Below are 13812 nucleotides of genomic sequence, written 5' to 3' on the forward strand. Positions count from 1 at the left end.
CTCTATTTGCTTATTCCCCTACTCCGCTTGTGCCATCTTGGGAAGCTCCACAATGATTTCGTGCTCGCCGGTCTTCTTCAGCGGGATGCCCTTTTCGGGGCTTGCCACTTTCTTGCCGTCAAGCTTGATCGAACCTGCCTTGCCGCCCGTTCTGATTTCGATGCGGTAGGTGGCGTCGTCCACGCGCAGCGACACCGAGCAGCCATTCCATGCCGAGGGCAGCGCTGGGTCGATAAACAGCCGGTCGGCGCGGCGGTTGAGGCCGAGTATGCCTTCCGTCGCGACGCGATAGAGCCAGCCGGCCGAGCCGGTGTACCAGGTCCAGCCGCCCTGCCCGCGCCGCGGCGCGACGGAATAGATATCGGCGGCGACCACATAGGGCTCGACGCGATAGCTCTCGGGGTTGCGGCTGTGATGGATCGGGTTGATCATCTCGAACCAGCGATAGGCCTCGTCATTCTGCTTGAGCCGCGTCAATGCCAGAATGGCCCAGGTCGCACCATGGGTATATTGGCCGCCATTTTCGCGAACGCCCGGCGGGTAGCCCTTGATGTAGCCGGGATCGTGCACGGTCTTGTCGAAGGGCGGCGTGAAGAGACGGATGAGCTCGCCTTCCACGTCCAGCAACTGCTCGCGCAGCGACTGCATCGCCTGCCCGGCACGCTCCGGATCAGCCGCGCCCGACAGCACCGCCCAGCTTTGGGCGATGGCGTCGATGCGGCATTCGTCGCTGTCCCTGGAGCCGAGCGGCGAGCCGTCGTCATAATAGCCGCGGCGGTACCATGCGCCATCCCAGCCGGCTTCTTCCAGCGCAGCCTTGAGGCTTTCCAAATGGCGTGCCCAGGCCTCCGCCCGCTTTGCATCCTTGCGCGCTTCGGCGATGGGGACGAATTGCCGCAGCGTATAGGCGAGGAACCAGCCGAGCCAGACGCTCTCGCCCTTGCCATGGACGCCGACCAGATTCATGCCGTCGTTCCAGTCGCCGCCGAGAATCAGCGGCAGGCCGTTTTCGCCAGTGCGGGCAATGGCGAGATCGAGCGCCAGCGCGCAATGCTCGTAAATGCTGGCGGTCTCCTTCGACACTTGCGGCTGATAGAAGGCATCGTGCTGGCCCTCCTCCAGCGCCTGGCCTTCGAGGAACGGCACTTGCTCATCGAGGACGGCGAGGTCGCCCGTTGTCTGCGTGTAGAGCGAGGCGGCATAGCCGAGCCAGACGACGTCGTCCGAGATGAGCGTGCGAACGCCCGCCCCGGTCGAGGGCAGCCACCAATGCTGCACATCGCCCTCGCGGAACTGGCGCGAGGCGACATTGACGAGCTGCCTGCGCGCCAGCATCGGGTCGAGCGCCAGCAGCGCCAGCGTATCCTGCAACTGGTCGCGGAAGCCATAAGCGCCGCTCGCCTGATAGAAGGCGGCGCGAGCCCAGATTCGGCAGGCGAGGCTCTGGTAGGGCAGCCAGCGATTGACCATCAGGTCGAAGGCCGGGTCGGGCGTTTTCACCTGCAGGCTACCCAGGAAATCACGCCAGACAACACGCGAGGCCTCCAGCGTATCGTCAAAGGACTTCACCCGCTGTGCGGCGATGAGGCGGCGCGCCTCGGCCTCGCCCTCGGTGCAGCCGAGGTAGAAGATGATCTCTTCCTCCGCGCCTGCCGCAATCTCCAAATCGAAGGCGAGCGCGGCGCAAGGATCGCGTCCGGCTTCGACCGTGTTCAGAAGCGGCCTGCCCTGGAGGACGGTATCCGGCTCCTCTACGGAACCGGTATTGCCGATGAACTCGACACGATCCGACGAAACGGAAGTGGGCTGGCGCGACGCCGCGAAGAAGGCGACCTGACCGGCCTTGTCCACCTGATAGGGGTTGCGGGCGAAGAGGGCGCCCAGCTTTTCATCATGCGCGGGCACGATGAAAGGCGCGGTCCTGGAGCGGACATTGCCGAGCACCCATTCGACGTATGCGTAGACGCGCAGGCGCTTCGCCGCGCGGCCGCGATTGCTGATCACCAGCTTCGACATGCGGACCGGCTCGGCCGGATCTACGATGTGGGTCAGCGTCATCGCGGTGCCGCCCCGCTCGCTCGCAAAGCGGGCGTAGCCGGCGCCGAACTTCGCCTCGTAATCCGCTTCCTCGTCGCGCAGCACGGCAGCGACCGGTGAGGAGGCTTCGCCCGTATCGAGATCGACCACATAGACCGCTTCGCCCGGCCGGTTCGCTACCGCATCGTTGGCCCAGGGGGTCAGCTGGAAATCGCGGCTGTTGCCGGCCCAGGTGAAGGCTGCGCCCTCGGCGGAAATATGGAAGCCGAAATTCGGGTTGGAGATGACGTTGATCCACGGATGGGGCGTGACGCGCTGGCCATTGAGGCGCACCACATAGTCGCCATCCGCGTCGAAGCCGCCATAGCCGTTCCAGAATTGCAGGCCCGTGCCGTCAGGCTGCGCCCGTTCCTTCACCGGCAGGACAGGCGTCGTGACCAGGGGCTTGGCAATCTCCGCCGCGCGCTCGGCGGCGGAAACGGCGCTTTCGGCCTCGGCGATGCTTTCGCTGCGCGCGGCGAGGTCGCCGGTGATCTCCTGCGTGCGCCGGAGCTGCTCGGCGAGCGAGCCGTTCTGCGCATGCATGACGATGCGGGCGGAAGCGAGCAGGGTGTTATAGGTCTCCTCGCTCATCTGGTCGCGGCGCACCGCGAAGATGTGCTGGCGCGGACCCGCCCACGCGCCACGGGCGCGATAGCTGTCGGCAACCCATTCGATGCCGCGGTGGAAATCCTGCGCATAGGAGAAGGCACGCTCGTTGATGGCGACGACATCGACCACCAGACCCTTGGCCCGCCAATATTCCTGCGCCTTCAGCACCTCGCGCAGCACGTCCAGCGCGGCTTCGTCATCCATGCGCAGGGCAAAGATCGGGAAGTCGCCCGAGATGCTGAGCGGCCAGAGCTCCGACTGCTTGCCGAGCCCGCTGGCAATCGCCTCCGGCGACTGGCGGAACGCCCGGTCGGGGTAGAGAAGATAGGTCGCGACCTTCTGGTAATCGGCGGCCTGCGCCGGGCCGATGCCGATGTGATGCAGCCGCACCTGCGAGCGCGTCCACGAGAGCGAGAACTCGCGGGCGAAGCATTCGGGGTGACGGTAGCGCGACACCGTTTCTTCCAGTCCCTGGCGGCTATCGCTGGCGAGCGTCCAGAAGACGAGGCTCACCTTCTTGCGCGCCGGAACGCGCACGCGGCAGCGCACCGAGGCGATGGCATCGAGCACACAGCCCTGGCTGCCGAGCAGCGGCGCGTTCGTATCCAGAACAGCGGGGTTGCGTAAGGAACGGCCGCGGCCGATGAAGACGCGGCGGTCGGTTTCGGCTTCCGCCTCACGCGCCGCGCCGGAGAGATCGGCGACGAAATGCGCCACATGGATATCCGGGTCCGACGGCGCGCGCTTGCGCCTGGTCGCATAGACCGTCGTGCCGTTGGCGGCAATCTCGGTTTCCACGAACATCTTGGAGAAGGCTGGGTGGGCGCTGTCCGATTCGTCCGGGGCGAGCACCAGCTCGGCATAGGACGTCAGCTCGATGACACGGTCGCGCGAGCTCGTATTGATGATGTCGATGCGCCGGCCCTCGCCATTCGATTCCGAAGCGACGATGCACTCGACCACCGTCTTGATGTCGCCCACCGTCTTGAAGAACTCGGCCTTCTCGTCGGTGAAGACGGCCTTGGCCTCGCCTTCCGCATTGCGGGTGGGCTCGCCGGTGGCGGACCACCAATGGCCGGTTTCGACATCGCGCAGGAACAGGAAGGTGCCCTGCATGTCCTCGGCGGCATCCGCCTGGAAGCGGGTGACGGCGAGATTGTTCCAGCGGCTGTAGCCGGAACCGTTGGCGGTGAGCATGACGGCATACTGGCCGTTCGACATGATCTGCGTGGCGCGCGGCGCTTTCAGCGGATTGTCGATGATACGCATGGGCGCATCGTCGAAACCGCCGTCGTCGGTGCGCATCGGGTTTTCCGCCTTGGCGTAAACCATCGGAATTTCGCGCGGCGCCTTCTCCTGCAGAAGCAGCTCTGCCGCCTCGATCACAGGATCGCTGTGGAAGCGCTCGCGCATGCGGCCATCGAAGATGACGTTGTTGACAGCAATAATCGACATGCCGCTATGGTGCGCATAATAGTTGCGCACGACCGCGCATTTCTCGCCTTCAGGCACGCGCGACGGGGTGAAATCCACCGAATCGTGGAAGCCATAGGGCCCCAGCGCGCCGACCGTACGCAGGCGCTTCAAATTCGCCACCGCTTCCGCCGGCTGGTACTGCGCGGCAAGCAAGCTGGCATAGGGCGCGATGACGGCGTTGCGCGAAAGGCCGCGCTTCAGGCCCAGCGTCGGCACACCGAAATTGGTGTACTGGTAGTTCATCTCGGGATCGCGGGCATTGTAGGCCGCTTCCGAAATGCCCCAGGGCAGGCCGCGCGACGTCGCATATTCGATCTGGCGCTTGACCACGAGCCGGTTGGTCTGGTCGAGTAGCGAGCCGAGCGGTTCCTTCATCACCAGCGGCGGCATCAGATATTCGAACATCGAGCCGGACCAGGAAAGGAGCGCGCCCTTCCAGCCCACGGGCACGAGTAGGCGTCCAAGCCGGAACCAATGATCGACAGGCACGTCGCCCTTGGCGATGGCGAAAAGGCTGGCAAGGCGGGCCTCCGAGGCCAGAAGATCGTAGCAGCTTTCGTCCAGCTCGTTTTCCTGTACGCGATAGCCGATGGAGAGGAGACGGCGCTCCTTGCGCTCCAGGAAGTCGAACTGCATGTCGAAGGCAAGCTGGCGGGCGCGGGTAGCGAACTCACGCAGCCGCTCGCGTAGCGCATCCGTGTCGTGCTCGCCGATGGCGTCGTCCGTATGCGCCTTGCAGGTATCGACGAGAATGCGCGCCCACTGGCTGGCGGCGAGGCTCCCCGGCGTGCCGATCTCGCTGTTGAGCTCATCCGTCAGCTTGACGATGTCATTGGCGAAGAGCGCCAGATTGATCGTGCGGAAGGAAGCGGTTTCCGGCTCCTCCTTCACCGTGCGGACGGCGCGGCGGAAGTTGGAAATGCGCTCTTCCAGCCTGCGGCGTAACGGGCGCAGAATGCGCCGGTCATCAGGGATTTCGGCCAGCGTTTCCTCGAGAATGTCGTTGACATCAAGGATGCCGTCGAGATCGCTTTGGAGATAGACGGATGGCGCTTCGGCCCATTCTTCGAGGGCGGAGGAAAGCGTGACCAGATGGCCCGCCAGATTGCCGCTGTCCACGGCGGAGACATAAAGCGGCATCAGCGGCTTCAGGCTGGTCGTGTCGTACCAATTGTAGAGATGGCCGCGATATTTCTCCATCTTCTCGACGGTGCCGAGCGTCCGGTCGATCCGGTTGAGCGCATCGGCAAAGCCGATCCAGCCGAAATCGCGCGCGGCCACCACCGAGAGGAGATAGACGCCGATATTGGTCGGCGAGGTGCGCGGTGCGACGACCGGGAACGGGTCTTCCTGGAAATTGTCGGGCGGCAGGTGGTTGTGCTCTTCGGTCGTGAAGGTCTCGAAATAGCGCCAGGTGCGGCGGGCATAGCGGCGTAAATCGCCCTTGTCCGATGAGCGGACCTCCAGCGTATCCTGCGGCTTGGCCGAACGGCTGACCAGCCAGGCGATGAGCGGCGAGAAGAGCCAGAGAACAGTGAAGGGCACGGCGACGAGCAGCGCCTTGCTTTCCGTAAGAAGCGGGATCATGAGCGACACGACCCCAAGGGTCACCGCCGGCCACATCAGCCTGATGTAATAGGCAAGCGTGTCCGGAGAGGATTTCGCCTGCGCCGCCGTGCGCCATTCCAGGAGATTGCGGTGGGATACGCCGAGGCGATAGAGCGTGCGCACGATGGCGTCCGCCATCAGGCAGGCATTGTTGGCGAGGAAGGTGGTGCGGAGCCATACATCCGCAGCGCCAAGCCTGACCTCCGTCAGCAGCGATTCCAAATGGCCCTTCACGGAATAATCCATACCGGGCGGAAGCAGGTTGCGGATCAAACCGAAGGTCGGGGCGACGAACATGCTGGCCAGCAGGAAGAATTGCCACAGCGCAGCCACGCCGAGCGGCAGGAAGGTCCAGCCGGCGACCGAGGCGATGACCCAGAGGATCGGGTTCAGCGATCGGCGCAGATTGTCAGCCATCTTCCAGCGGGTGATGGGATTGACGCCGCGCCCGGTTGAGAAAAGATAGGACAGGAGCTGCCAGTCGCCGCGCGCCCAGCGATGATGGCGCGAAATATCGACATTGTAGCCTGTGGGGTAGTCCTCGACCACCTCGACATCGCTGACGAGGGCGCAGCGCGCATAGCCGCCTTCCAAGAGATCGTGGCTGAGAACGGCGTTTTCTTCGATACGGCCGGCCATGGCCTTTTCGAACGTGTCGATCTCGTAGAGGCCCTTGCCCGTGAAGGTGCCCTCGCCCAGCACGTCCTGATAGACGTCCGACACGGCGAAGACATAGGGGTCGATGCCGCGATTGACCGAGAAGACGCGCTGGAGGAAGGAGGCGTCGTCGCCCGTCGTCAGCGAGGGCGTGACGCGCGGCTGGAGGATGCCGTAGCCGCGCACGACCTCGCCCGTCTTCGGATCGAAAACGGGGCGGTTGAGGGGATGGCTGAGCTTGCCGGCGAGATGCGTGACCGCCTCCGGCGTCAGGCGCGTGTCGGCGTCGAGCGTCATGACGAACTTGACGTCCACAGGCAGGCGCGGGTCGGCAGGGAAGAAGCTCGTGTCCTGATCGCCGCGCAGAAGCAGGTTCAGCTCATGCAGCTTGCCGCGCTTGCGCTCCCAGCCCATCCAGCAGCCCTGCCGCGGATTATAGAGGCGGCGGCGATGCAGGATGAAGAAGCGGGGCTGTCCTTCGCCGGTATAATGATAGTTCAGCTTGTCGATTTCGGCGCGGGCATATTCCAGCACCTCCATATCCGCTGCGGTGATTTCCTGCTGCGAATCGACCCAATCGCTGACAAGGGCGAAATAGACCTCGCCGCGCGGATTGGTGAGGTAATGGACCTCGAGATTGCGGATCTGTTCATCGACCGAATCCCGCGAGGTGATGAAGGTGGGCACAGCCACCAGCGTGCGCGCCTCGGGCGGCAAGCCCTCCTTGAACTCATAGCCGATAAGCCGTGTGGGCTGGATGAAAAGCGGCACCAGCGAATTGAACAGCGCATAAGCGGCCTCCATCGCCGGGAAGAGCGCCAGAAGCGTGAAAGCCGCCGCCGCGCCTGCCGAAACGCCGAAGGCCGAGAGACCGGAATGGACAAGCGCCAGCAGCACCACCGTGAAAATAGCGATGGGCACGGCGAGGCCCCAGAGCCCAAGGCCGCGATAAAAGCGCAGGAGGCGCAGCGACAAGGGCGGCTGATACTCGCAGATGCGCTCTAGCTCCGGCCTGCCGTCGCCCGCCAGATAATAGGCGACAGCGCCCGTGCCCTTCGCTTCCTCACGGCCGGCGATTTCGGCCCGGTTGCCGTCCTCGGCAAGGCGCAGCGCCGCCCAGGTGATCTCGATCTCGGTTTTCGGCGAATGGCGCGCCATCTTCTCGATGGTGACGCGATAGGCGTTGCGCGAGCGGAAATCGAGCTTCTCGAAATCGCTGTGCTCGCGCAGGATGGCATCGACCTCATTGACGGTCTCGAACCAGGAGGTCCAGTCCACGTCGTCGATGGCCTTGAGGCTGCGGATGATATTGCCCATCGACACGCCGCCGGTGGACTGGCGGGCATGTTCCTGGATGATGGCGTCTTCGGCATCGCTGCCGTGCTTTTCCAGCTCCTTTTCCAGCCAGTCGGCGGCGACGCCCACATCGTTCGGGCTGTTGCGCAGGCGGTAGAGAAGATGCGTAGCGAAAGTGGGGTCGCGCGCGGCATCGGCATATTGCGAGAGAACGCGCTGCATATCCTCCTTCGACTGCGCCAGCTCGATTTCGTCCGCCACGCGGTTGGCGAAATTGCGCATGCCGCGCGCGCGCTCGACGCGAAGCGCAAGACGGCGGGCGTTCTCGATCAGCACAAATCGAACGGCTGACGGCAGCGCCCACAATTCGCCGATGCGCAGGGGCTCTACCGTCTGGAAGCCCCTGACGATCGCCGTCAGCGTCTTCAGCGAGAAATTGCTATCGCTATGGGCGACATAGAGCCAGGCCAGCGCGACGATACGCGGCATACCCTCCACCGGCGGGTAGGGCGGCAATTGCCGCAGGAAGCGCGCGGGCAGGGAGCGGCGCACCTGCTGGATGTTCTTGTCAACCGTATAATGATTGTCGAGCAGCCATTGCGCGGCAGGAGTGATCGTCTCGCCGGCGCGCGCGGCAGCATCGGAGGTGCGATAGACGTGAAGGATCAGCCCGGCATTTTCGGACAGCCGCTTGGTGAAATCGAACGGCTCATATTCCGGCAGGCGGATATGCTCGCCCCGCGCCACGGCGGCGGCAAGCGTCTCCAGATCTTCCGGCGACTTATAGGATGCCCGGATAGGGATAGGCAGTTGGGCTAGAAGTTTCCCATCGGGCTTACGCGAAAAGAAAGACGACACAGAAAAAGACAAAGCCGGCATATGCCCTTGCAGCCCTATGAATTGACGGTTTCAGTTTTCCGAATTTTGGCCGGAAGCAGACGGTTGTAGCACACCGCAGCCATTTGAAAAACGATGCGTTTCCCCCGAAGCCCCCGATCCGTGGTGCTGACGAGTTTTGGCCAAAATGCGTCAGCGTTCCTCAAGTCCGGCTAAATCGATTCATCCGCAACGCACAAATCGTGTCCAGCCGTAAATCTGCGTTAGAAGATAGGGCGGCGCAAGGGATTTGCCAGTGTGATGTAATCGGCCATTGGGAATGGGTGCTCGCGGCCTGTGCGATCGAGCAGGCCCGGCAAAAACTCGCCAAGCGGCAGCCGTCTGTATGAGAACGTCGCTGCCTGCTATCTCGCCTTCTCCGCAAACAGCTTCCAATGCTTCGGCATGAAAACGATCCGGCTGCCGTCCGCCGCGGGATAGCCGGCGGAAACTTCGATCTCGACGCGGGTACCCTCCACCTCCAATTCGATCCGGCGCGTGCCGCCCACCCGGCGGCTGGCCACCACCGTCCCGGCAATGCCATGGCCGGAGCCATCGGCAAGCTCCACATCATGCGGGCGGAAGTACAGCGTCGCCTCGCCGTCCGGCAGGCTGTCAGAGGAAAGGCCGGTGTTCTGTCCTGACACGAGCACAGCACCGTTTTCGATCTTCACCGGAAGGGTGCTCGACTCGCCGATGAAACCGTAGACGAAGGGCGAGTTGGGCCTGTCATAGACCTCGTCGGGCGTGCCGACCTGCTCGATGCGGCCCTGGCTCATGACGACGACGCGGTCGGCGAGCTCCAGCGCTTCGTCCTGGTCGTGGGTGACGAAGATCGTGGTGTGGCCGGTCTTGTCGTGGATTTCGCGCAGCCAGCGGCGCAGTTCCTTGCGCACCTGCGCGTCGAGCGCGCCGAAGGGCTCATCGAGCAGCAGCACCTTCGGCTCGATCGCCATGGCGCGGGCGAGCGCGACGCGCTGGCGCTGGCCGCCGGAGAGCTGCGCGGGGTAGCGTTTTTCCAGCCCGTTCAGCTGGACGAAGTCGAGGAGCTCCAGCGCGCGGCGGCGGATTTCTTCCTTCGGCGGGCGGCTCGAGGATGGGCGCACTTTCAGGCCGAAACCGACATTATCGAGCACCGTCATGTGCCGAAATAAGGCATAATGCTGAAAAACGAACCCCACATTGCGTTCCTGAACGGTCTTTTTCGAGGCATCATCATGGCCGAAGAACACCGTCCCCTCCGTCGGCGTCTCCAGCCCGGCGATAAGGCGCAAGAGCGTCGTCTTGCCGGAGCCGGAGGGGCCGAGCAGCGCGATCAGCTCGCCCGACCTGATATCGAGCGAAACATTGTGCAGCGCCGGGAACCGGTCGAACTCCTTGCGCACATCGACAACGCGAACTTCCATTCAGTATTCCCCTTTTAGTGTCCTGTTTCCCGCATAATCTTGACCGAAAAGTCTACAACTTTTCGGGATCATGCACCTGCCGCTACGAGCTCGGCGCTGTACCGCATTTCCAGAAGCGATTTCAAAACCAGCGTGACGAGCGCGAGCAGGGCTAGCAGCGACGCCACCGCGAAGGCGGCGACGAAGTTATATTCGTTGTAGAGAATTTCCACATGCAGCGGCATGGTGTTGGTCAGGCCGCGAATATGGCCTGAGACCACCGACACGGCGCCGAACTCGCCCATGGCGCGGGCATTGCAGAGGAGCGTGCCGTAGAGCAGGCCCCATTTGATGTTGGGCAGCGTGACATAGCGGAAGGTCTGCCAGCCGCTCGCGCCGAGCGACAGCGCGGCTTCCTCGTCGCCCGTGCCCTGCTCCTGCATCAGCGGGATCAGCTCGCGCGCGACGAAGGGAAAGGTGACGAAGATCGTCGCCAGCACGATGCCCGGCACGGCGAACAGCACCTCGATGCCGTGGCTCTTGAGCCATGGGCCGAGCACACTGTGGCTGCCGAAGAGCAGCACGAAGACGAGGCCGGAAATGACCGGCGAAATCGAGAACGGCAGGTCGATGAGCGTGGTCAGGAACGCCTTGCCCTTGAACTCGTATTTGGCGATGGCCCAGGCGGCGGCGACGCCGAAGACGAGATTGAGCGGCACGGCGATGGCCGCCACGAGCAAAGTCAGGCGGATGGCGGCAAGGGCATCCGGCTCGAAGAGCGAGGCGATATATTCGCCGGGGCCCTTCCGGAACGCCTCGACGAAAACCGAGACGAGCGGCAGCAGCAGGAACAGCACGAGAAAGACGAACGCGACTGCCATCAGGCCGTAGCGCGCGGACGGGCTTTCCGTCACCGCACTGTGGCGTTTGGGAGGCGCCTGCCGGCGCACCTTCACCGGACTAGGCGCCATAGCCATACCTCCTGCGGCTCCACGCCTGAATGAGATTAATCAAAAACAGCATGATGAAGGCGATGATCAGCATGATCGTCGCCACGGCGGTCGCGCCGGCATAATCATATTCCTCCAGGCGGATGACGATCAGCAGCGGCGCGATTTCGGTCTGGTAGGGCGTGTTGCCGGCGATGAAGATGACGGAGCCGTATTCGCCGACCGCGCGGGCGAAGGCGAGCGCGAAGCCGGTGAGGATGGCGGGCTGCAGCCCCGGCAGCAGCACGCGCCAGATCGTCTGGAACCGGCTCGCGCCCAGCGTCGCCGCTGCTTCCTCGATCTCGCGATTGATCTCCTCCATGACCGGCTGCACAGTGCGCACGACGAAGGGCAGACCGATGAAGGTGAGGGCCACGATGATGCCGAGCTTGGTGAAGGCGATGCGCAGGTCAAGCGGCGCGACGAGCGAGCCGATCCAGCCATTGGGCGCATAGAGCGCGGTGAGCGCAATGCCGGCGACGGCGGTGGGTAGCGCGAAGGGCAGGTCCACGATGGCATCGACAAAACGCCGCCCCGGAAAACGATAGCGCACCAGCACCCAGGCGACGATGACACCGAACACCGCATTGATGAGCGCCGCCACCAGCGAGGTGCCGAAGCTCGTCTCCAGCGCGCGCAGTGTGCGCAAATCGGTGGCGATGTCCCAGAAGCCGGACCAGCCAAGCCCCGCCGTGCGCCATACGAGCCCGGAGAGCGGGATCAGGATGATCAGCGTCAGATAGGCAAGCGTAAAGCCGAGCGTCAGCCCGAAACCGGGAATGATGCTCGGCTTTTTCCACTGCCACCCCGCCCGCGAAGCGACAGGAATGGAGGTCATGTTTTCATCGTCCCCACTGTCTTTTCTGGCCGTCATTCGTGGTCCTCGGGTTTAACCCGAGGATGTCCCAAGAATGACGGGCGGATGACCCGTTTATTTCCCGGGCTTGTAAATCTGGTCGAACGTGCCGCCATCGCCGAAGTGATAGGGCTGCGCCTTGGCCCACCCGCCGAAAATGGGATCATCGATCGTCACCAGCGTCAAGTCCGGAAGTTTGGCGCGTTCCTCCGCCGGGACGAGTTCCGGCTTGGACGGGCGGTAGAAATGCTTTGCGGCGATGCGCTGGCCTTCCTCCGAATAGAGATAGGAGAGATAGGCTTCGGCGACCTTTCGTGTGCCCTTGGTATCGACATTCTTGTCCACGACGGCCACGGGCGGCTCGGCCAGGATCGATTGCGGGGGCACGACGATATCGAAGGCATCGGGACCAAATTCGGCGACCGAGAGATAGGCCTCGTTCTCCCAAGCGAGCAGCACGTCGCCGAGCTGGCGCTGGACGAAGGTGGTGGTGGCGCCGCGCGCGCCGGTATCGAGCACCGGCACATGCTTGAAGAGATCGGCCATATATTGCTTTATCTTGGCTTCATCGCCGCCATATTGCTTGTGGGCCCAGGCCCAGGCAGCGAGATAGTTCCAGCGAGCGCCGCCCGAGGTCTTCGGATTCGGCGTGATGACCTCGACGCCGTCCTTGATGAGATCGCCCCAATCCTTGATCCCCTTGGGATTGCCCTTGCGGGTGAGGAAGACGATGGTGGAGGTGTATGGCGCGGAATTGTTGGGCAGGCGCTGGCGCCAATCGGGGTTGACGCTGCCCGATTCCTTGACGATGGCAGAAATGTCGCTTTCGAGCGCCAGCGTCACCACATCGGCATCGATGCCGTCAATGACAGAGCGCGCCTGCTTGCCCGAGCCGCCATGGGAGGTGCGGATCGTCACGTCCTCGCCGGTCTCGGCTTTCCAATGCTTGGCGAAGGCGGCGTTGTAGTCCTTGTAGAGTTCGCGAGTCGGGTCGTAGGAAACGTTGAGGATGGCCTGGTCGGCAAACGCTCCGGGGACGACGCCGAAAACGGCGACACCGGCGAGGAGCGCCGCGAAGGGAATGGAGAGACTGTATCGAGCCATTGCGCTATCTCCGTGCTGAAGCCCTGTTTGGCCGCATGGGTTTCTCACTCATGCTCGCAAAGGCTATCAATCACGAAAGAATGCGTGAATGCCATAAACCACCTATTTTGGTGGAATTTAAAAAAATTTTCCTCCTCCGGTGGGGGAGGAAGGGAATAAGTGAGTAGGGGAATAGGGAAAGGGGTATTGTCTGACGGTCAGGCAATCCCGAACATATTCCCTTATTCCCCTATTCCCCTACTCCCCTGATCGACATAAGCGAACTGCACCACGCCTGCGTCATGAGCGCGCGAGAGTTCGGTCTTATGCGGGCTGCGGTCGGCGCTCGCCGGCGCGATGAGGGCAGCCACGGTGAGCGCGGCGGCGGCGGCAATGCCGAGACGTCTTTCGGTGCGTGAATTCATCTCGTGTTTTCCTTCGTCCCAATAACAGCGAAACGCCTTCAATGCCGTGGGATAAAAACTAGACCGCAAAGTCTGACGGAAATCAGCCAGAGGATCGGCAAAAATGCGGGCGGCGGCGGGCATTTGGTCGCAGCCATCCGGGTTAACTGGACCACGCGGCAACCCTGCACATGCTGCGCTTTGTTTTGCCGCATGATCTTATCCGAAAAGTCTGCAACTTTTCGGGATCATGCTCGAGTGCCGCAAATGACATCCGCCCAGACGCGAAATCTCCGGCTTCAGGCCGGGACGGCCGCTCGGCAGCAGATCGAGCTGCCAGGAAAGCCCATCCACCGCCGCGACGCGGTGGGAATCAAGACCGATCATCAGGTCCTCCAATCGAAAGGGTTCAAGGCCCAGACATCAAAGGTTAAAGCGCAATCATGCGCATCTATATAAAGCCTAGAGTTCACCCCATAGTCAATGCCGATTTT

The 13812-nt window shown here is 63.1% G+C and carries 7 protein-coding genes; all 7 read right to left on the bottom strand.

Annotation, left to right across the window (positions count from 1 at the left end; genetic code table 11):
• Positions 1 to 18 precede the first annotated feature (18 nt).
• The 7 genes from ACOWVG_RS04425 to ACOWVG_RS04455 all read right to left on the bottom strand — a co-directional run bounded on the left by ACOWVG_RS04425 (position 19) and on the right by ACOWVG_RS04455 (position 13705).
• Positions 19 to 8604, bottom strand: a complete 8586-nt coding sequence (locus ACOWVG_RS04425; protein ID WP_420960297.1) for a GH36-type glycosyl hydrolase domain-containing protein — start codon at positions 8602 to 8604, stop codon at positions 19 to 21.
• A 362-nt stretch (positions 8605 to 8966) separates the two neighbouring features.
• Positions 8967 to 10007, bottom strand: a complete 1041-nt coding sequence (locus tag ACOWVG_RS04430; protein WP_420960298.1) for a sulfate/molybdate ABC transporter ATP-binding protein — start codon at positions 10005 to 10007, stop codon at positions 8967 to 8969.
• A gap of 68 nt (positions 10008 to 10075) precedes the next feature.
• The gene (cysW, locus tag ACOWVG_RS04435; protein WP_420960299.1) at positions 10076 to 10957 is read right to left on the bottom strand and encodes a sulfate ABC transporter permease subunit CysW; all 882 of its coding nucleotides are present in this window, start codon (positions 10955 to 10957) and stop codon (positions 10076 to 10078) included.
• A complete protein-coding gene (cysT, locus tag ACOWVG_RS04440) occupies positions 10947 to 11813 on the bottom strand; it encodes a sulfate ABC transporter permease subunit CysT (RefSeq protein ID WP_420960776.1) in 867 nt (288 codons plus the stop codon). The genes cysW and cysT overlap by 11 nt, the downstream gene beginning before the upstream one ends.
• A gap of 93 nt (positions 11814 to 11906) precedes the next feature.
• On the bottom strand, positions 11907 to 12935 hold the full coding sequence (locus ACOWVG_RS04445) for a sulfate ABC transporter substrate-binding protein (protein WP_420960300.1): 1029 nt from the start codon (positions 12933 to 12935) through the stop codon (positions 11907 to 11909).
• Between the two features lie 221 nt (positions 12936 to 13156).
• Positions 13157 to 13339: a hypothetical protein gene (locus ACOWVG_RS04450; protein ID WP_420960301.1), complete on the bottom strand. Its 183-nt coding sequence runs from the start codon at positions 13337 to 13339 to the stop codon at positions 13157 to 13159.
• Between the two features lie 198 nt (positions 13340 to 13537).
• Positions 13538 to 13705: a hypothetical protein gene (locus ACOWVG_RS04455; protein WP_420960302.1), complete on the bottom strand. Its 168-nt coding sequence runs from the start codon at positions 13703 to 13705 to the stop codon at positions 13538 to 13540.
• Positions 13706 to 13812: the final 107 nt, after the last annotated feature.

Origin of the sequence: Brucella sp. IR073, from assembly GCF_049065735.1 — a bacterium.
Lineage (GTDB): Bacteria > Pseudomonadota > Alphaproteobacteria > Rhizobiales > Rhizobiaceae > Paramesorhizobium.